14 protein-coding genes, 1 tRNA gene and 1 pseudogene are annotated in these 21592 nt (G+C 49.5%); 8 read left to right on the forward strand and 8 right to left on the reverse strand.

All coding sequences use genetic code 11. The features are described 5' to 3' along the window. Positions 1-4: 4 nt before the first annotated feature. Positions 5-364, forward strand: coding sequence for a hypothetical protein (locus D4L85_RS02080; RefSeq protein ID WP_160143489.1), 360 nt, complete (start codon positions 5-7; stop codon positions 362-364). An 878-nt stretch (positions 365-1242) separates the two neighbouring features. Then, complete coding sequence (locus D4L85_RS02090; RefSeq protein ID WP_119752760.1) at positions 1243-1785, forward strand: DinB family protein; 543 nt, start codon at positions 1243-1245, stop codon at positions 1783-1785. 653 nt (positions 1786-2438) lie between these two features. Here D4L85_RS02090 and D4L85_RS02095 read toward each other — a convergent pair. From D4L85_RS02095 to D4L85_RS02100, 3 genes and pseudogenes are all read right to left on the reverse strand, one after another. Further along, entirely contained in the window at positions 2439-4823 is a 2385-nt protein-coding gene (locus D4L85_RS02095) for an ABC transporter permease (protein WP_160143490.1), read from the reverse strand. A 93-nt stretch (positions 4824-4916) separates the two neighbouring features. After that, a pseudogene (locus D4L85_RS35080) lies at positions 4917-5048 on the reverse strand (hypothetical protein); the annotation flags it as partial. 2 nt (positions 5049-5050) lie between these two features. Next, complete coding sequence (locus tag D4L85_RS02100; RefSeq protein WP_119752762.1) at positions 5051-5392, reverse strand: PadR family transcriptional regulator; 342 nt, start codon at positions 5390-5392, stop codon at positions 5051-5053. A 1627-nt stretch (positions 5393-7019) separates the two neighbouring features. On the opposite strand from D4L85_RS02100, the gene D4L85_RS02110 reads away from it, so the two are divergent. Then, positions 7020-7544 (forward strand): hypothetical protein, encoded by a 525-nt coding sequence (locus D4L85_RS02110; RefSeq protein WP_119752764.1) that lies wholly within the window; start codon positions 7020-7022, stop codon positions 7542-7544. Between the two features lie 36 nt (positions 7545-7580). Here D4L85_RS02110 and D4L85_RS02115 read toward each other — a convergent pair whose 3' ends face one another. From D4L85_RS02115 to D4L85_RS02125, 3 genes are all read right to left on the reverse strand, one after another. Further along, positions 7581-8399: a hypothetical protein gene (locus D4L85_RS02115; protein WP_119752765.1), complete on the reverse strand. Its 819-nt coding sequence runs from the start codon at positions 8397-8399 to the stop codon at positions 7581-7583. A gap of 7 nt (positions 8400-8406) precedes the next feature. Beyond that, positions 8407-9291, reverse strand: coding sequence for a DUF488 domain-containing protein (locus D4L85_RS02120; RefSeq protein WP_119752766.1), 885 nt, complete (start codon positions 9289-9291; stop codon positions 8407-8409). Positions 9292-9391: 100 nt separating this feature from the next. Beyond that, positions 9392-9793: a hypothetical protein gene (locus D4L85_RS02125; protein ID WP_119752767.1), complete on the reverse strand. Its 402-nt coding sequence runs from the start codon at positions 9791-9793 to the stop codon at positions 9392-9394. A gap of 49 nt (positions 9794-9842) precedes the next feature. Here D4L85_RS02125 and D4L85_RS02130 point away from each other — a divergent pair, with 49 nt between their 5' ends. Further along, positions 9843-10607: a hypothetical protein gene (locus D4L85_RS02130; RefSeq protein WP_119752768.1), complete on the forward strand. Its 765-nt coding sequence runs from the start codon at positions 9843-9845 to the stop codon at positions 10605-10607. A 483-nt stretch (positions 10608-11090) separates the two neighbouring features. Continuing rightward, a complete protein-coding gene (locus D4L85_RS02135; RefSeq protein ID WP_119752769.1) occupies positions 11091-13478 on the forward strand; it encodes an ABC transporter permease in 2388 nt (795 codons plus the stop codon). 448 nt (positions 13479-13926) lie between these two features. Here D4L85_RS02135 and D4L85_RS02140 read toward each other — a convergent pair whose 3' ends face one another. Continuing rightward, a complete protein-coding gene (locus tag D4L85_RS02140) occupies positions 13927-15060 on the reverse strand; it encodes a DUF6563 family protein (protein ID WP_119752770.1) in 1134 nt (377 codons plus the stop codon). A gap of 356 nt (positions 15061-15416) precedes the next feature. Here D4L85_RS02140 and D4L85_RS02145 point away from each other — a divergent pair, with 356 nt between their 5' ends. Next, positions 15417-17744 carry a T9SS type B sorting domain-containing protein gene (locus D4L85_RS02145; RefSeq protein ID WP_160143491.1) on the forward strand — a complete coding sequence of 776 codons (2328 nt, stop codon included), beginning with the start codon at positions 15417-15419 and terminating at the stop codon, positions 17742-17744. Positions 17745-18125: 381 nt separating this feature from the next. Further along, entirely contained in the window at positions 18126-18740 is a 615-nt protein-coding gene (locus tag D4L85_RS02150) for a hypothetical protein (protein ID WP_119752772.1), read from the forward strand. A gap of 525 nt (positions 18741-19265) precedes the next feature. Here the strand turns inward: D4L85_RS02150 and D4L85_RS02155 are convergent. Further along, on the reverse strand, positions 19266-20990 hold the full coding sequence (locus D4L85_RS02155; protein WP_119752773.1) for a DEAD/DEAH box helicase: 1725 nt from the start codon (positions 20988-20990) through the stop codon (positions 19266-19268). A 184-nt stretch (positions 20991-21174) separates the two neighbouring features. On the opposite strand from D4L85_RS02155, the gene D4L85_RS02160 reads away from it, so the two are divergent. Beyond that, positions 21175-21248 (forward strand) — tRNA-Ala (locus tag D4L85_RS02160). The last annotated feature ends 344 nt before the right edge of the window (positions 21249-21592 follow it).

The following is a 21592-nucleotide window of genomic DNA, read 5'->3' on the forward strand; positions in this document are numbered from 1 at the left end:
AAAAATGAAAACGCTTAAAACTCTTGTCCTTCTTGTAGCCCTGATCACCGGTTCGCAACTCGTTCAAGCCAAAGATAACACGTGTTCCTGCATCGAGGTGCTCTCCATAAAACGCGACATCTTCTATTTCAAATCCACCGAAGATTTCACGGGCGCCACCATCGAAGTATACTCCTTCGGCAAACTGATCTTCACCGACACGTTAGTGCATCGCAAAACCCTGATCGACTTTTATTTCGAAAAACCCGGCGAATACACCATCAAGATCATTAAAGGATCGAAGGTTGAAGAATTTAATTATCTAAAGCACTCTCCCTCACCTTACCCTGATTCCGAAACCGAGCACCACGTACAAATTGGATAATAATATTTCGTGAAGTAGCCCATCCACCATACCCGGACCACACACGGTCCACCCAAAAGCGTAAAATCCTTTACGCTTTTTCCCGTTAGCAAAAACCACCAAGCCTCTCACACTTCATCCCCCACTGGCAATACCTCCCATCGTCCAATCCGGTCATGATGCAGGCCCTTGATAAAAGTTTATACAGCACCGAATCAATGCCCATTTGGCGGCCCCCCTCGGAGACCTCGGGGCCGGGCTATCCGTTCCAAGTCCGTCCACGCGCACAACCCCACGACGAAAAGCCACTCCTTCATCAAGCATCACCCCCACCGACAAAATCCCCCCATGTTCCCCACCCACTTCGGGCTTTCCACTCCTATCCCTGGCCGAAGCCCCATTGATGCCCACCGCCACTGTTGTTGGTGTCCCACCAACAACATCATTCCCTTTACCAACCCTCTATCATACCTCCACCAAGAATTGACTTGCCGCGATTGTTTAATATTTCACCAACGAGAAGATCAAAAAGAAGCACGACAAAGCAACACACTATCATCACAGAGAGACCTGCTGCCAAATACAACAAGAGAAAGTCCACCAGCTGAAAACACAACAACGAAAAAAAGAGAAACACCAAGCGTAGAAAGCCAGACAAACACCACCGAAAAAAAGAATCAAAAGTCCGTAAAGCCATTCGAAAAAAACGCGTTCGCAAAGCAGTCCTCAAGGGTAAAAAGCGACTCTAAAAACGACCTGTTTCTTCCCGCTTCCCGGGGGAAAATGAAAAAAAAGTAAATTATTTTATCGTCATAAAAATCCACTGTCATAGGGTTGTCAGTACGTGTGAGTTTCTTTGTATAACAAACAACAAAAACCGAAATTAACCCCTAACGCATATGACAACCGAAATGGAAACTCCCACGCAAACCAAGATCCTGTCAACGCTCGTGCACGACATGGCCGTCTACAACCAATGGGCCAACCAAACCCTGGTAGACTATCTGCGTCAAAAGCCTGAGGAACTTCTTTATCAGGAAGTAGCCTCCAGCTTCCCCGGTCTCAAGGCAACGATAGAGCACATCTGGGACACCCAACGTTTCTGGCTCTGCGTGATCCAAAAAACCACCCCTCCCACCTCGTTCCGCTTCGAGCCCTTCCAAGGCACGGCAGAAGAAGCATTCGAAGGCCTCATGGAAAACTCCAAAGCACTCACCACGTTCATCCAATCGCTCGATGATGCAGGTCTGCAGGAAGCGGTCAACTTCGACTCTCCCTGGGTGAAGGGCACCCAAGCCCGCTTCGAATTCATCCACCAGGTTCTCAACCACAGCACATATCACAGAGGCCAAGTCGTGACCATCGGGCGCCAACTCGGCTTCACAGATGCGCCGATGACGGATTTTAACTTCTACTTGATGATGGTGAAAGGGAAGCACTGAGAAGCGTTTTTGCTTCCCGGATGGTACTCACACAAAAAGGTGTGCACTTCGGGACTTCGTTTTGAACGGTTTCGCGCCATGAGCGCGTGCACTTTGTAGATAGCCCGAGCTTGGCGCGAGCGCGCGTTGTGATCTTAAACCCCAGGCTAAAGCCTGGGGTTATTCGTTTGCGGCCTAGTGCAGAAGTTAAGGGCCATGGCCCGAGGGTTTCGATAATAACCAAGGCTCGACGCTAAAATCAAACAAGAAAATCCTCGACATCAAACGAATCGGTAATTCGCCGTCAAGTAGAATATCCGAGGGGTTAACTTTATGTTGATTTTGCATTTCATACTAACCCCAGGCTTTAGCCTGGGGTAAAGCAAACCGCCAACACAACGTGCCGCGCTCGCACGGACTACAACGTGCGAACGCGCACGGCACGAAACGCTCCAACTGCTTTCCAACGTGCGCACCCTCGCACGACCGGTCCCTGCTTGGGAAACCCTTTCAGGGTTCAACGCCGTGCGGGTCCAATGTCCCGTCAGTTTCACTGACGGCCATTGTTCGAAAAGCCTTTCAGGCTTCAATACAAAAAAATCCCCGATTGTGAATTCATCCACTCGAGACTCAATGGCAATGTTCATCCGATGGGATCGCGTTGGCCAGCGTTCCTACTCACTCCTCAACGACTCGACCGGATTGGCCAACGCTGCTTTCACCGCCCGGAACCCTGTGGTGAGTACAACGATAAACGCAGCCAACGTCGTCGCCAGAATAAAAGGCATGGTACCGATGGATGTTCTGTAGGTAAACTCCTGGATCCAGCCATTCAGGAAGTAGTAGGTAACAGGCCATGCCACCGCACTGGCAATAAGGAGTAACACGACAAACTCCCGGATGAGCAGGAAAGAAACATGGCCCACGGACGCTCCCAACACTTTTCGAATTCCGATTTCCTTTGATTTGCGTTCGGCCGAGAACGAGATCAATCCAAAAGTGCCGAGGCACGCGATGATGATGGCGAGACCCGTGAATACGCTAAACACTTCTGTGAATTTCTGTTCGGCCACATACTGTTTTTCAATATCATCATTGAGGAAGGTGAAGGAAAATTCGCGATTGGTAACATACTTCCCATAGATCTTCTCAACATGTGCCAGTGCCGACGTCAGGTCTGCTTTATCTACCTTCAGATAGATCCAATTAAACGCTCTTGGATTAAACACGAAGATGATCGGCGGTATCTTGCGATGGAGCGACTCGAAGTGAAAATCATTCACTACACCCACCACCGTATACTTGGTATTGCCGAGCTGCATCCACTTGCCAACGGCCCCTTTCCATCCCAACTGCGTCACGGCCGATTCATTCAGAATGATCGAAGAAAGGGTGTCGGACGGAAAGTTTCTTGAAAAGTTTCGGCCTTCCACGATCTTTGCTTCTATGGTCGTCAGAAAATCATAGTCGATGCGAATGATCTTCATGGACTTGTTCACCTCTTCGTCGGCATTCACATCCTGGGCCGTGTAGCCGGTGCTGTTTCCGATCCACCCGGGCATTCTCATGTTGGAGAGTCCTGCCTTCCTGATCGCCGGGTTCGCGAGAAGCTCTTGGGTGAACACATCGATCCGGCGTCTATCCATCGTTTGTAAGGGGACGGATATCAGCATGTCATCATTAATGCCCAACGATTTGTTTTTCATAAACGTCCACTGCTTGAGCACGATGGCAGACGAGGCGATGAGGCCAATCGAGATCACAAATTGCAACAATACAAGCCCCTTCCTGAACACCAGGCCAAAGTTTCCGCCACCACCACTGTTCTTCATATTGTTCAAGGGCTTGAAGGAAGACAAGACCAGGGCGGGATAGAATCCGGAAACCAACGCGATGATCGCGAGGGAAATCAAAAGACCTGAAATTATCCCGGGGCTAAACAAGACATTCCGGGATATTTCCTTCCCGGCAAACTGGTTGAACTGCGGCAGGAGCAGGAACGAAAACAAGATGGCGAGCAAGATCGCGATGGCCGTCATCACAAAAGATTCTGCGAAAAACTGACCCATAAGATCCGGTCTTTTTGCACCGAGCACTTTGCGCATCCCCACTTCTTTTGCTCTGCGCATCGACCTTGCCGTAGTGAGGTTCATGTAATTGACACACGCGATGATCAGGATGAATACCGCCACCACCGAGAAGGTATAGATGCGGGTGAGACTTCCGTTGGCTTCGAATTCGCGCCCGATGTTCGATTGAAGGTGAATCGATCGAAGGGGCTGGAGAAACATCTTGAAGGTCGTTGACTTCCAGAAGTCGAGGTTCTTGTTGATGAACTCCGGAAAAGTAGCCTCTATCCTCGCGGGATCGGCACCGGGTGCCAGCCGGGCGTAGAGGTATTGAGAGTCCCAGCCGACGTTGGTGAAAAGTCCCTCGCCAACCACCTGCCTCAGCGTTTCGCCGGAGATCAGAAAGTCGAAATGAAAATGTGCGTTGGAAGGCATATCCTTCATCACCCCGCTCACCTGCAACTCGATGGGGTAATCGCTTAGTTTAAAGATCTTGCCCATGGGATTTTCGGTCCCAAAGTATTTGCCCGCGATCGACTCCGAGATCACCACTTTATTGGGGCCTTTCAAGGCTTCCGCTGTATTTCCCTGGATCAGGGGGAAGCTGAACAGTTTGAAAAAATTATCATCCACCCAGGCCAACCGCTCTTCTACAATTTTTTTGTCGCCATACTCGAATAAGGTATTATTATCCGGCATGATCCGGACGAGCTCTTCCACTTCGCCATAGTTATTCTTGATGAGCTCGGCGGTCTTCCAGGCATTGGAGGCGTAAGGCTCCCATACGCCCTGTCGCATGTAGGCGGCAGAAACCCGGTAGATGCGATCGCCATCGCTGTGGAACCTGTCGTAACTCAGCTCATCGGAAATAAAAAGATAGATCAGGAGACAGCAGGTGAACCCCAAGGCCAGCCCCGAGACATTGATGAGGCTATAGAGTCGCTCCCGGTTGAAGACCCTGAAGGTTATGGTCAGATAATTTTTATACATACCCATTCGGTTTAAATCTTGAAACCCCTGCGGCTGACGGACGATACCCGGTCTGAAAAGCAGCAGTATGTCGACGAGAAATTTGAAGTCTGCTTTTCGCTTTGACATTCTCGTCAAACGCTTTCGATAGACTTCAATCAGATCGCCTTCGATCGTATCCACCAGGGCGGGACGGCAATAGCCCCGGAAAAAACTCAGGAAGACGCGCGGCGGCAGTGGTTTCATTTTCAAAAAAGACCGCTGAGTTCAAACACCACCTTTGGAATTGCCTTCCACATTTTCTCGCGGCTTTCCTTGGCGTATGCGATCGCCTTTTTTCCCATGGCCGTGATCTCGTAATATTTCCGGGGTCGACCCGCCCGTTCCTCGGTGGCCTCTCCGTTCGCGGACCGGATATAACCTTTTTCCTCCAACCGCAGGAGCGCCGCATGCAGCGCGCCCATACTCACCTCGCGATCGAGTTGCGCCTCAATCTCCTCCTTGATGGAAACACCATAGGCGGACTTGTGCAGTATGGCGGTAGCCAGCAAAACGATCTCCTCAAACTCGCCGAGAAAGTATTTCCGCATAAACAGGAATAATATTTTCTAAAAGAAGGAATAATAATGATGCCAAATCTAAAGCATGAGAATTTGAGGGCAGGAAGGCGGTTTATCAACCCCGCTGCTGTTCAGAACTGAACGATTCTTTATCGGAAATGAAACGATGTCTGCAACGTCGGGATAGGACGCGGGCCTTACGATCAGAAATCTTGAATAACCCCGGACTTTAGTCCAGGGTACAGACACCTACTTATGACGGGCTTTAGCCCTGACTTTCCTCTCCGTATGTATCGCCGTCAGCCCAATCATCGGCGTGGTCAGTCCGCCAGTTGGCGGACCTTGATAGGATCTGGCTTATGTACCCCGGACTAAAGTCCGGGTTTTTCTTTTCATTTATGCTATCATCTTCGAAAGAGGCGTACATAGACTAAGGCTTTAGACCCGGGGTTAACCGACTCATCGACGAGCGTGCGCCGCGAACCGATATTTATTGAGCGTATGGCGATGTTCATCAATAACCATGAAAAGGTTTCCCTGTACGCTATCGTAGACCACCACACTGCGATCTTGTTGATACACGATCGAAACCGAAAACAAAATTCTGTACATTTGAAAACTATCCCACAATTACCGATGAATGTCAAACTGAGGTGTCGGATCATTTCATCGTTACGGAGAAGGGTTATGTGAGTTTTGCGAATGAAAACTGTGAATTATCCCGAGTTTTAAATCATGTATTGGATTAAAATTGTTGTCTGCCTATTTTCCATAGTCTGGGGTACCGTACATCTCGTAGATGGGGTTAGGAATAAAAAGTTTAGAGGCATCGCCAGGCCAGGACCACTGAAGTTAATCATGGGGGCCGGGCCTTATTATGAAAAAGCCTTAAACTTTTCTGTTGGTGGTATTTTGGTGCTTGTGGGGATAGTCTTATCACTCGAATTATTAAGAATAATTTGAATTTTCCACCAACCCTAATATCCTCTGTGAGAATATCTTGCGGCCTTTCGATGAAAAAAGCAAAGAAATTTGCTCATTATCAAATTAGTCATACATTGGTCTGTTTCTGATTTTCACTAAGAAAGGAATGCATATGGTAGATGAAAACAATGCTATAAACCTTACAGCAAATGAAGTCATGACCCTTCAATCTGATCGATATAATGGATATATATATCGTACTATACCCGGAGAAGATGTTTTACGCGGAGGACGAATGTATACTCCTATAGGCACTCCTCTAGAGATACAATATGAGAGATTCAAAAGCATCTATAAAATAACATTAGCAACAGGTACGTATAAACAAACCACTGAAATTTAATTCCTAAAAGATCAGCCTGATAATCGGGTTGTGCGATAGAATCCATTCTCTCATCTACTGAATATTCAAAAAAGTTCTAATTGAGGATGCCGTAAGGCAAACCCCTTATTGTGCATTTCCAGCAATTGAAATGTTGGCTCGCGAAATGAAGTGATCAACGATGCCTGAATTTTCAATTTAGGGAACTTCAATTCGAATTAATCTCCAAATTTTAAAAGTAAAGCGAATCGCTCGATATCGACAAAGATCGAGGAGATGAATGGTACAATTGTACTACGTCGGAATCCCGGTCTATGTAGATTTTTGTTCATAGTTTAACAAAAAAAACTTATGAAGAAAGCCATACTCATTACCGGATTTAATAACTGGGGAAAAACAAGAATTATCAATCATGCAAATCTATTCAATGGAAGAAACTATAAATGGGGTCAGACCTGCCGCATCAACGGTATAAACTCAGAATTTATCGTGGAGAATCACTCTAATGACGACTATGTTGGGAAGAATTGGATTAAACAATTGCAAGCCAGAATTAAGGAGGTAGAGAAAAACCAACACAATGAAAATTGGAATTTGTTCACAGCCTTATGTCCATCTCTGGAAAACAACAATAATTTCATCCATTTACTAAATGATGAAATGTTTGCTGACTATGAAAAGCATTTATTTCTCATCAAGTATAAATGGGAAAATCACGCAGAACTTATCATCAAAAACATTCAAAGCAAACTACATCTCATACCCAATGCCTCTAGTTATGTAATAGATCAAGATGCCAATATTGCCAATCCGGATGACAGGACGGACGCCAAAACCCTTGCGATATACAATATCCTTCGAACAATATTTCCATAAAACACTAATTTGAACTACAGGCCACAAACAATTGCATCAAAACAATTCTAGCTGTGAAATTGCCTTAGGATGAAAAGTTCCAATGATAACGAACGGATTTGGCATGTTCCTAGCGTGAAACTCAAGAGTAGTTCCCAGAAATAGGTGCAAATCTTTGGTCCTGGCAAAGTCATCAAGATACTTTGCCCTAACATCCGCCTTTGCCAACGCCTCGTCACCGTGATGATGATCCAATTGACGCCAGTACAAGGCTCCTATTTCCCAGTCCTCTATCATCAAGGTACTTTCTCTACCGTCGTTATCTTCAAATGTATACGAAAACTTATAGGGAAGTTTCTTCACAACTTCGGCCTCGGTGGTCGTTGCTGTAGCAAAAATATTGAGCTGCCGGAGGCTTGCCAATTTATCTCCATCCCAATTGCGCTCGACTTCCTCAATGAGAAAATCTTTGATGATCGCAGGTTTGAATACGGCCAGCGATGTACTGATGCCTTTTATTTTAGCCTCCGCAATTAGTTCAGTGAGATTGTAATAAACTTTACGAAGCACCAATTTCCTTCGCTCCATCCAAGCGCCACCGTCAGCTGGCACTTTGACGATTGGTTTTACCTCGGTTTCAAGAGATTGTGGCCTGAAGCTCTCGGGGCGAAAATCCTTTTCGTTCTTCACCAAGTCCAGCTCTATCCATTGATATTTCTTGTACTGCTGAGCGTATGGCCGTTGACGAAATTGAATGGGGTAAATTCTAATCCAAGTGCCATCTTCACGGAAACCCGCAGTGCAGACGAGCTCTTCGTATTTTGTTGATAGGGTTGGATATGTTTTAACGGCAATAAGAACCCGGGTAACGGCCATATGTTTTTTAAATATGTTTCAATTCATATTCAAAGCCAGAACGTTTTGCAATGGCCTCCGCCAACGGTTTACGATGACACTGACAAATATTGGCTTCAAAACATGTGAGGGCTATTCGCTTATGTTGTTTTAAAAGTTCGAGAATGTTGTCCTGGAATTTGCCGGTTTGTGGAAGGTCGTCGCATCTATAGGCAGCAAACAGCTTATCATAATCGGCTTGCGAATTGAGCGTCTGCCTTTTGGCGGATTTAATGCCGACTTCCGGCACATGGACATATAGAATACCCAGATTCTCACAACTCCTCTTCAATTGGCTTTTGGAAAACCCGAACTTCATGCTGATGGGATTGTTTCGCACGTCTACCAACACCTTCACATCGTTTTGCACCAGGCGCATGAGGTAATTTTCAAATGAAATCCCTTCGTACCCAATCGTGAATAGCGTGGTGCCATGTCCCATGGGGCGGGACGATTCAACCCGGCCATATTCTTGCTTCGTTAAAAGCTCCGGGGCCTTTGTGCTGTTGATGGCATAAAGGGGATGCGTAAGGTATATGTGCCGCATGAGGTCATCGCTATTGAAATGACCATAAGCATTTTTGACACGCATCAAAAACGCTTTGTCGTCGGCTTTGAGCTCACTTAGATAATCTATTTCATCAATCTTTGAAATATGCGTCTTGTCTTCGGCCACCTGTCCACGTCTTGCCATGGCGGCGATGTCGGCGGTGAGGGAGTATGAATAGCAGCCGTATTTAAAGGGAACAAATTCAAATACGGGGTTCTTCTGCTCCAGCGTGACGAGGAACACCAGCTTCTGAACGCTGATCTTGTCTAACCGGTTCTTATACAACTGGAGTAACCCTAAAACGATCTTTCTCCGATAAAACATGTCACAAAGTTAATCAAGTTTTTCCCTATCCAAAAAGGATCATCGCCGCAGGAGGTCCTTATGCTGGCCTGTATCCTATTCAAGAAAGACCACTAAGGCTCTACCATACGACAGTAACCGTCACTACTGCAACAGCAACACTTTCAGTCACACCAGCGCGCCCTACCATGACAGTAGCAACCGCTGCAGAAACGATAGCAACGTTCTCGGTAGCCACAACAATGCCTGCAGTCGCGTCGGCAATTCTTTCCATCGTGCCAGCAATTCCCTCGGTCGCGTCAGCAATGCCTTCAATCACGCCGGCAATTCTTTCAGTAAGCGCAGCAACCGCTACACAGACGTCAGCAACACTTTCACCTTCAGCTTGATATTTTTTCTGGCACGATTCCATCCCCAGCCAACGATATATCGTCGCTGCGACGAAATATCGTTGGCTGGGTAGGGATGAGTAGGCCTTGCTGGGGGTAAAAAGGCGGTTTTGTTTTGGCCTGGACCTTGCCATAGGGATTTGAAATTTTCTAAATCATTACCAAAACAAAAACAAGGTCGTTATGAAAAATTCCAAAGAATACGGTCACGAAAAGAACGTTGCCAATTTCAATCTGCTCATCTCCGAATGCAAAAGCCTGGGAGCACTCTATGTTCCCTCCAACGGCGACCTCACCGTGGACAAGCTCACCGAACTTGCCACACGCGCCAAGTCCACACTGTTGGCGCAAGGCACGGCCAAGTCGGAGCTTGACATGGCGGTCAACATGAGGACCACACTGTTTGAGGGTCTGCCCAAGCTCATCACCCGCATTTTCAGAGCGGCGCGTTCGGCTAAATTTTCGGACAAAGATCTGAAGGATATGCAGGAGCATATTCGCAAGATCAGGGGTACGCGGGCCAACAGCAAAGTGACCAAAGCAAAAAAAGAAGCCAAGCTTTCCACCACCCCGCCCGACGGCGAACCGGTGGCCGCACCGGCGACGGTCTCTGTTTCTCAAAAGGGTTTCGACAACCAAATCAAACACTTCCGCGAACTGGTGGACGGTCTCAAGATCAATCCCCTCTATAAACCCAACGAAGAAAAACTAAAGGTCGAGACCCTCACCAAGCTGGTCGACGACATGGACGCTCAAAACCAAAGATCGAAAGAAGCCTACGTCACGCTCTCTAACCTGCGCCAGCAGCGCGATGCGTTGCTGTATAAAAACGGTGCGGGTTTGTATGATATCGTGATGGCTGTAAAGGATTATATCATGTCGACTGAAGACACTCCGCAGAGCGCGATCACGCGCATAAGGAACATTTCATTCAGGCGATTGGACTAAGGATTGGGATTCAGGTTTGTTTCGTTGATTTAGGAGCCGCAGGCTGCGCAGGTTTGTTTGATAGCACTTCGCGTGGGCCGGGCTCCTTCGTCATGCGTCATGTCGCAGGCACGAGTGCTGTAAAAACCTACGCCAGAAGTTCAAGACATCCCGAACTTCGAGAGCACGAAAAGAGGCGATGCTTCGCATCTGATAAAACGAAAACCGGCAAACCTGATAGACCCGTCGCCCCATCTCAAATACATCACACGGATTCAGTGAGCTATCCACGGGGTTCCTTGAACTCGGGCGAAGCCAGAGGAAGGGCGCGCCTGCGGAACGACGAGTTTTGTTGAACGTGCAGAAGTACTTCCTCATGCCCTCCAATCCTTGTTCGCCTCCGACCGCCTTCGTTCACCCGCGGGCGAAAAAATGCCGATAAGGATTGCAAATCACCCCATTTAGCTGTTTGTTGCCTGGCATACTTATTGGAACGCTACCGGCATGATCAAAAATTACTTTCTCATTACGTTCCGCAGCATGATGAAGAACAGCCTCTTCGTCACCATCAACATCTTTGGTATGGGCGTGGCCATTGCGTGCTGTATTGTTGGATACTTTGCTTACGACTATGATGTGACCTTTGATGGCGTGCATCAGAACGGGGAGCAGATCTACCGGGTCAGCGCGGTGCGTGAGTTTGAAGGGGCGCTCACCCGTTTTGGGTATGCTGCGTTGCCGTTGGGCGATGTGGTGGACAAGACTCTCCCGGATGTGGAGCAGTCGTCGCGCTATCTTTTTTCGACGTCGAACTTTAAACGGGGGGACGATCTGTTTGCGTCCAACCTCAGCTATGTGGACCCCGACTTCTTCCAGATGTTCTCGTTCGATTTTATTGCGGGCGGGGCTTCGGATCTGTCTGACAAAAGCAGTGTCTTTATCAGCGAGACGATGGCCGTCCGCTTGTTCCGCACGCCGGAAGAGGCGCTTGGCAAAACCATGACGCAGGTGTATGGCCGCGAGGAAAAGGAAGTGAAGATTGCCGGCGTGTTCCGCGAGCAGCCCATGAACTCGAGCTTCTACAAAAACGAAGGTTCGGCCTTCATGCATGCAGACAACTATAAAGATGAATTTCCCGCGATTCACGAAGACGATTGGCGGCGTGAGAGCACGTTGTTTGTGCGGGTCAACAATCCTGTGCGGGTGAGCACGGTGCACCAACAACTGCAGGCCTACATCGCGAACAATAATAAAGTGCGGGAAGATTTCCAGGTGAAAGAATTTGCACTCGACCCTTTCGCCACGATGGCGCATCGCGACCGCGCGGAAAACGTGCAGGCCTATACGTGGGCCGCTCCTCCGCAGGCTGCCATTGTGGGCTCTATGATCATGAGCGTGTTGATCTTGCTTATTGCGTGCTTTAATCTTACGAATACGGCGATTGCCATTTCTTCCAGGAGACTGAAAGAGATCGGCATCCGGAAGGTGATGGGGTCCATGCGGGCGCAATTGGTCTTCCAGTTTCTCGGAGAGACCACTTTCATTTGTCTCCTGGCGCTGGTGGTGGGCCTGGGTTTTGCCGACTTGCTCATCGCGGGGTGGAACATCATGACGGCAAACCACATTCATCTTGAACCGCATTATTTCAGTAGCCCTGGGTTCCTGGCTTTTCTTTTTGGCGTGTTGTTCTTCACCGGCCTGCTGGCCGGAAGCTATCCCGCGCTTTATATCAGCCGCTTCAAGCCGGTGACCATTTTGAAAGGCAAGCTCAAGTTTGGGGGCACCAACTATTTTACACGCACGTTGCTGGGGCTGCAATTTGCCATTTCGCTCATCACCATCGTGAGTGCGTTCGGGATTCTCCAAAATGCGCGCTACCAACAAAAATATGATCTTGGTTTTGACGTGCACGGTTCGGTCATCGCCACGGTGAATGATCAAAGCGAGTTCGATACATATCGCGATGCGTTGCAAAAAAATCCTGAAATACTTTCCCTTGCCGGCGCACGCAGCGGCATCTTCTCGAATCGCGCACACGAACCGGTGAAATACCAATCGCTGCAAGCCGAAGTCGACATCATCGAAGTGGGCGACAACTACCTGAACACCCTCGGCCTGAAACTTCTGGAGGGCCGCGACTTTATGAAAGACTCCGAGACCGACCAGCGCGAGTCCATCATCATCACCCAAAGGATGGCCAACCTCTTCAAGTGGGATAAGCCTTTGGGAAAGGAAATTATCTGGAAGGACACGCTGAAGTTGTATGTCGTGGGCGTGGTGAAGGATGTTTATACGCAGGGGCTGTGGCGAGAGATGGAGCCGATGATGATCCGCTATGTGTTGCCGGCGGAATACAACCAGGTGGTGGTGAGCACGAAGGCGGAGAAGGTGTCGTCGGTCAATGCCTATATGCGGGAGCAGTGGGGTAAGGTTTTTCCGAACCGGTTGTATAACGGCTACATGTTGTCGGCTGAATTGGAACAGACGATTGCATTGAACATGAGCATCGTTTATGGCTATGCGTTCCTGGGCGCGATCGCGATGTTGTTTTCAGCTACGGGGTTGTATACGTTGGTGTCGCTGAATATGATCCGGCGCATGAAGGAGATCGGCATTCGCAAAATTGTGGGTGCGTCGGTGTCGAGCATTATGCGAACAGTCAATAGAGAATTTATCATCATTCTCGCGCTGGCCTCGGTCGTAGGATCGTGGGCGGGATTCAATTGGTGCAATACGATTATGGGTAGCATCTGGAAATACTACCAGGGCGTGACTGTGTGGACATTTGTTGTTTCAGTCGGGTTGTTGTTTGTGATCGCTGTCGGCACCATTGGGTACAAGGTGTTCAGTGTGGCTACGATGAACCCGGTGAAGAGTTTGCGGGATGAGTAGTGTGTCGCAGGCATCGTCATGTCGCAGGCACGAGTGCTCTAAAAACCTACGCCAGAAGTTCAAGACATCCCGAACTTCGAGAGCACAAAAACTGGATAACCCGCACACAGACTAAAACGAACACCGGCAAACACCGATAGTCGCAGGCCCGATTGAAAATACACCACACCGATCTAATGCGCTATCCTCTGGATTCCTTGGGCCACATACGAAGCTGTCGCCGTTGTTGGTGTTCTTCACCAACAACATCGCGTGGAGAACTCAATATCCATTCACAACATTTTCCCGCGTTCCATCAAAACGGATGGCTCACATTATACATCTTCACATACGATAACATCACCGCCCGATCCCGCTTATTCCGGTCCTGTCGCCGTTGTTGGTGTTCTTCACCAACAACATCGCGTGGGGAACTCAATATCCATCCACAGCACTTTCCCGCGTTCCATCAAAACGGATGACTCGCATTATACATCTTCACATACGACAACATCACCGCCGGATCCCGCTTATTCCGGTCCTGTTGAAATTTCGCCAGCAACTCCGGATCATCCTTAAACAACTCATCCACCGTATACAACTTCACCGGGCTGATCACCCCTGTCTTCAGATCCAAAACAATAAGATCGAGGTCTGCCGAGGCGGCGGCCCCACCGATGGCACCAAACCCTCCGGCCCACAGCCCTTTTTCGGTGGCGGTCATGTAGTGATCGAACCAAGCCATGTACCGGCCTTCCTCGGTGACGCGGGCAAAGACGCCTTTACCCGAATTGACATTATAGAAAAAGGTGTTGATGAATACAGAAGTGCCGTCACTCACACCAAAGGGTTCACGCAGTTTCTTTTCCGTGACCTTGTCCCGTACCAGGAACAAATCGCCTTCCAGCCGCTGTATGATCGGTATCGCGTTTTGACTCACCGGACTGTTGGAACGTAACTGTGTGAACTTCTCGTAGATGCCCGCGTTGCGTACCATGCTGCGCACGATGTTGTGGGCATTGTCGGTGCCGTTCCATTCGGCAGCGGCTTCGTAGAGGGTGCCGGGGTTGTTGGGCCAGTCGGAGGCGTTGAATTTTGTGATGCAGGTGTTCAATGCCGTGGCCAGTCGTTTGGGGTGCGCGGCGGTCACGTCCATGCCGCCGGATTCTTGCATGTCGCTGTAAGTACCTACGGCGCGCAACCTGCCGCTGTCGAGGCGGCAGAAGGTGATCTCTACGTCGGCGGTGCCGCGTTCTTTCATTTTATAGGTGCGCTCGCCGATGCGGAGTTCGTTCACCACGGCGACGATGCGCTGTTGGTTGGCTTGCAGGGGCGTCACTTGTTTGAAGTAGGTGAGCAACGCGGCGTCGAAGGGTTTGTCGAACGAGGCATCGACCTGGCGGTTGTTCATACCCACTTGCGCCATGCCGATGCTGCCTTTCACGGCGCGCGCGTCTACTACGCTGTCGATGTAGAACATGCGGTTGGGGAGTACTAGTGGCTCAGGTTTGAGGGTGACGGTGAAATCTTTCTGGGCTTGGGTTTGGAGGGTGATGAAAAGGGTGAAGAGGGCCAGGAGGTGGTTCAGAGGTTTGAAGGTCATGGCTGAGGCGGATTTAGTGTAGAAAATATAGTAGGGAAATGGGAGGTGGGCAAGGGTTGGGTATGGAAATTGTGTGAGTGGCTAGATGGGCGGGCGCATTGAATTTCGGGTAGCTATGGGGTGTGGAGCTTAAAATTTTTGTTGGTGGGACACCAACAAAAGGGTTTAACGTGGCGCATCGTGATAAGCGTGCAAGTTGTGTGGGCGCATTTTGGTTTGGGTTGCACGGTGGTGTGGGGTTCAAAACTTGTTGGTGAAGAACACCAACAAGGGCGGGCGGGACGAGGGTTTGTAAAACGGACGTATGAAATTATCATGCGCATACGCTATCTTTGAATCGTTCATAACCGAAAGTTTTGCGACATTTTCTTTTCATCGCCGTTGTTGTGTGCTTGTTTGGTGCTTGCCGTGCCCAGGCGCAAATTTTAACTGGCGTTCAGACGATCACGGACCGTCTAACCGAACTCTACCATACACATCTTCGAGACGCGGAAGGCAATATTTACATAAGCTTCTCAACCACTAACAGCGTCGTCGTAGGAAGCTCCACCTTACTTATTGCCAACGATACGCTTGTGGGATATGGCTCAGGCTCGTTTGTGGCCAAGATCGATCCAGGAGGCAAATTGGTCTGGACATCGGGCTTCGATAGTAACATAGAAGCCATGGCCTTTACCCCCGATGGCAATATTATGATGACCGGCGGCTATAATTTTTCGTTTTATCTCTACAAGGTCGACCCGGATGGCAAGGTGTTGTGGAGCTATACCGAAGGCACTATGGGTGGCGCCTGGGGTATTGATGTGATCGTCGACGCTGAGGGGAACAGTTACGTTACCGGCACGGCCCGATCATCGGGATTGTTTGGCATCCTCCTGGAAGATGTTTGCTGCCCCGATCATGATTTCCTTGTAAAATTCGATCGCAACGGAAAGCTATTGTGGTGCCGTGCCTCCTCGCTCAATCAGTACACCTACGGCCGGGCGTTGGCCTTCGACCCCCAGGGAAACATCGTGCTGGCCGGTCAATATGTTTACGACATGAAGATCGGCAATTTCACGATGCCGTCGCATCTCGGCTGGACCTCGGCATATCTCGCCAGCTTTTCACCCGCGGGAGACGTGCAATGGGCGCGCGAATACGGTGGTAACGCCGGCCACTGCCAGCTGGCAGACCTTGTGATTGATACCGACGGATCGATGTACATCACGGGAGGCTTCAACCATACAGCAACGCTCGATGGTCATGTTTTAACCACCCAGGACGACTATGATTTTTATGTGGCCAAGCTCTCTCCCACAGGAGACGTAACCTGGATTAAAAACAGTGGCAGCGCAGGCCAGGACAAAGGTGACTACCTGTTACTGACCTCCGATGGCCTGGTGGTAACGGCCATGATCATGGGCGACTTTACATTGGACGGCTCACAACTCACCAACGTCACAGAGACACGGGCCATCGCCGCAAAGCTCACAAAAGATGGTGACGTGGTTTGGCTCCACGATTTTGGTCCGGTGGACTTCTTCTATACTGACATTTACTATCGCAAGGGCTACCAGCTACTGAAGATCTCCGACCATTGTTTTTCGGCGGGTGGCGAATTCAATGGCACACTCCTTCCTGCTGACAGTCCGCCTATACTATCAAAGGACAACGATGTCTTTATCGGCACGATCTCCGATGCACTTTTCGATCAACCCAATGCCGGCGACGACGTTGTCGTTGAGCTTTGCGAGACGGGCGAGACTACGATAGCACTACCGGCTACGACCGCTATTGAAAAATTATGGTCGCTTACAAAAGGCACCCAACCCACCCTTACTCCTGCCGGGGCCAACGCTGTCAATATCTCCAACATTGCCTATGGTGAAACGGTTTTGGAATGGATTGTGAGCAACTGTGCCGTGAGCGACAGCAAACGCATTACCATCCATCGCACACCCCAGCCAGAACAGCCGGCTATCAGTGGCCTCACGAACTATTGCTCTAACTCCGTTGACCATGCACCAGCGATCGTCAGCAACGGCAGCGATGTAACCTGGTACGCCGATCCCTCCCTGCAAACCATCGTTGCCACGGGCAACACCTACCCACCGAAGGCAACGACCACCCTGTATGTCACTCAAAAAAACGATGGATGCGAAAGCGCCTCCAAGCGCGTTGACATTACCGTGAACCCGCAACCGCCACCTCCCGTTGTCGAACCGGCGGCGGGCTGCGCATCGATACCCCTGCAACTTCAGGCTACGGGCGATGACATAAAATGGTATCGCGATGAAAACACATGGTCCGAAGCGAGCGGCAACACCTACACCGTACAATTTCCAGATGCAGGACGTTACATTTTTTCTGCGACGCAATCACAAAAAGGTTGTGAGAGCGATAAAACAACCATCGCCGTTGACATCCGTCTCTTCTCACCCGACGACATCCAGCTCAGCAACATCGTGACACCCAACAACGACGGCAAGAACGACACCTTCCTTATCCCCACCTTTGGTTCCGAGAACTGCCTGGGCAACTTCCGCCAGGTGACCGTAGTCAACCGCTGGGGTGAAGTGTTGTACAAAAATTCAAACCGCGACTTCCAGTGGGCACCCGGTGACGCATCGGTGGGCACATACTTTTTCAAAGTAGAGTTCGAGAAACAAAAATTTCAAGGTTGGATCTCGGTAATTCGTTAGTCACAAAATACACCATCGTGGGTGATGATCGCCACGCGTGATACTTCACGAAGTAAAAAAGGTTACAGCACACATCAAGAAAAAAATCTTTTATTCATGTTGATGTATATCACTGAACGAATTTGATCAGTTGTATACGAATTCCGGACAGTACAATTTCGGACACTGCCTTGTTGCAACTTTTTTTTACGCTTTTTTGCAACCTTCTTCACTCTTCCTCCATCATTGTATCGATTGGCAGCATTTTCGCTAGTGCCCTTTCACCTACCTGAACGCTATCGCTCTATTTCGTTTTTAACAATGTGCTCATGTAACCATTTCATGAGTCGTGAGTAATCTATGCACTTGAGCAAACTATCCACTTAACACAAATAAAAAAGTATGATGAGCAAATTCAAATTTCTATTGTGCGTTGTCGGCCTCTTCAGTGTCATGATGGCAACCGGTCAGGCGACGACTGCTGTTACCGTGAAAGGTACCCCCTACCTGCATGAAGCTTACCAGGATGGTGTGGTTTATTATGGCGACAAGAGTTTGACGGTTCCGGTGCGCTATAATGCTTTCCAGGATTTGATCGAATATCAGCAAAATGGAAAAGCCCTGGTGCTGGATCCCAAACTCACCATTAAAAAAGTACAATTCGGCAGCGCTGTCTTCGTTCCCCAGGCCTTTGACAAGAAGCTTGGCTACTTTATGCTGTTAGACAGCGGCAAGATGTCTTTGTACGTCAAGAAGAAGATCACGCTTCTCCCCGGCAGAAAGGGCGGCGCCCTGGACGGCAGCGACCAAGCTCCGGAATACAAACCTTCACCGGATGAATTCTTTGTCAAGATCGGCGATGGTCAACTGCAGGAAGTGGGCACCATAAAATCGTTTGTTTCGGGCCTCCCTGACAAACAAGAAGAGATAGCTGCATTTGCGAAGAAGGAGAAGATCTCGCCGAAGAAGGAGAAGGAGATGCTGCAGCTGGTGCAGTATTATAATTCGTTGCAGTAGTTTAATGACTGGCAGCTGAACTTGTTGGTGAAGAACACCAACAAGGGCGGGTCAGTTGGTGCAGCATTATAATTCGTTGCAGTAGTTTAATCGCTGGCAGCTGACTTGTTGGTGAAGAACACCAACAAGGGCGGGTCATATAATTCGTTGCAATAGTTTAATAACTGACAGCTGAACTTGTTGGTGAAGAACACCAACAAGGACGAGTGAGCGGGTCATATAATGCATTGCAATACTAAATGCGATGCCTGGCAACCAAGGGTGGGAGCTTTTTTTGTGACCACCAATAAAATCGCCAGTCGCCGTTGTTGGTGTTCTTCACCAACAACATTTTGGGCGTGTGTCTATCAATCGACGGTGCCACTAATTTAGTGGTGATCCAACAAGCACGGTATTCATATAAACAAAAAGCCACCTGCTAAAACAGGTGGCTTTTTGTTTGTCAATGATATTCCAACGACCATCAACTGCCGTTGTTGGCGTTCCGCCAACAACATCTTTCAGCTGCGTGTCGTTACAGGTCAATCAATACCGCTTGCGCTTTTGCTCGGCGTATTTATTGTTGCTCTTCTTTGCATACCCACCCGTCGACGGCTTTCCGCGTTTGTAATCGCGGGTGCCGCCTTCGCGGCCACCACCGTCTTTGCGTTCGGTTACTTCTACGCGGACCTGGCGTCCTTTGTATTCGATGCCTTGGAAGCCGTTGACGATGTCGTTTACTTTTTCTTTTTCTACTTCAAAGAAAGAGTAAGCGCCTTTCAGTTCGATGCGGCCGATGTGTTGTTTGCTCACACCGCTGGTTTCGTCGATCAGGGAGAGCATGTCGCCCTTTTCCATGCCGTCCATTTTGCCGAGGTTGATGAAGAAGCGGCTGCCGGTGATGTAGCGCTCGCCTTCGCCATCGCTGCTGCTACGGCCGCGATCGTCCTGGTTCAGGTCGGGCGCGTTGCGGTAGTAGTCGAGGAAGCGGTTGAATTCTATGGAAGCAAAACGTTTGATCAGTTCGGGCTTGGTCAGGTCTTTCAGCTCTTCGTATACGGCGGGTAAAAATTCGGCGATCTCTTCTTCGTTCACCTTTACTTCGCGCACTTTGTGCATGAGGGCCAGCAATTGTTTCTGGCATACGTTGGCACCTGTGGGCACCATCATGCGCTTGAAAGGCGACTTCAATGTCTTCTCGATCTGCTTCACTTTGCCCAGCTCGCGGCGGCTGATCATGGCGATGCTGATACCCTTCTTACCGGCGCGGGCTGTGCGGCCGCTGCGGTGGGTGTAGAACTCCATTTCGTCGGGGATGTTCATGTGGATCACGTGTGTGATGTCTTCCACGTCGATGCCGCGGGCGGCTACGTCGGTGGCCACCAGGATCTGGAGGGTGCGTGAGCGGAACTTCATCATCACGCGGTCGCGCTGCTGTTGGGTGAGGTCACCGTGCAGGGCGTCGGCGTTGTAGCTGTCCTTCATCAACATTTCGGCGATGCGCTGGGTGTCGATGCGGGTGCGGCAGAAGATGAGGCCGAAGATGTCGGGGTTGTCGTCGAGGATGCGTTTCAGGGCGGGGTATTTGTCGCGCTCCTGCACCATCACATAGTTGTGCTCGATGTTGACGTTGCCGGTGTTTTGCTCGCCAACGGTCAGCTCGAAGGGGTCGCTCATGTAGTTCTTCATGATCGACTTCACTTCGCGGGGCATGGTGGCCGAGAACAACCAGGTGTTCTTGGTTTCGGGGGTGAAGGAAAGGATCTTGTCGAGGTCTTCCTTAAAGCCCATGTTCAACATTTCGTCGGCCTCGTCCAGCACCACGTATTGAATGGTGCCGAGGTTGATGGCCTTGCGGTCGATAAGGTCGATGAGGCGACCGGGGGTGGCCACGATGATCTGGGCTCCTTTTTTCACTTTCCGTATTTGCTCACTGATGCTGGAGCCACCGTATACGGCTACGATATTAAAGGCCTTGAATTTTTCGGAGAAATTTTCGAGGTCATTAGCAATCTGCAAGCCCAACTCACGGGTGGGTGCCAGTACTAAAGCCTGTGTATCGCGACGGGCATCGTCCACTAAATCGAGCAGGGGCAGACCAAACGCGGCGGTCTTGCCGGTTCCGGTTTGTGCGAGACCTACAAAATCACGGTTTCCTTTTAATAAGACAGGGATAGCTTTTTCCTGTATGGGAGTGGGGGTTTCAAAGCCGATTTGCAGCACCGACTCTACCAGTCCCTTGGACAGGCCCAAGGATTCAAAAGATTTCATTAAAGATTAATTAAGGGGCAAAGGTACGCTAATTTAACCAGATAACCCGTCCGCACCGCAAACGGGAGGCTTTGGGGGGTGAGGGCGCAATAATATAGGGTGGAGTCTATTTTCTTCGATAGAAAGCCGTGCTAAATTTATGTTGACAATTAAGAGAACTCAATTATCTTTGCCGTCCTATTTAGGGGGATTAGCTCAGCTGGCTAGAGCGTGACGCTGGCAGTGTCAAGGTCATCGGTTCGACTCCGATATTCTCCACTAAATATGTAAAGCCGGACTTGGGGTCCGGCTTTTTTATTTTGGGGTCATTCGGAAATCAGTATACGTGTGCATAGAGTCTGAATGCGTATTGGAATGTTTGTAGCCCGATTCATTTTAAACCGCCTCACCTTCGCTAAAGCTTCGGCGGGCAGGCAAGTTGAACGCAAAGGGCTTCGCCTTTTTAGAAAAATTAAAGTCGCGGGTGCGTGCATGGAGCGGGTCAACATTTGGGTAACGTGCGGCTTTTGTCGCCAGGATTGGGGGATTGAATGCGCGCCAAAATTGTCCGAGGCCCAATCCGAGTGTTCCCAATGGCGCTCTTGTTTTACAATGACTTGTTT

This window comes from Chryseolinea soli (genome assembly GCF_003589925.1).
GTDB lineage: Bacteria > Bacteroidota > Bacteroidia > Cytophagales > Cyclobacteriaceae > Chryseolinea > Chryseolinea soli.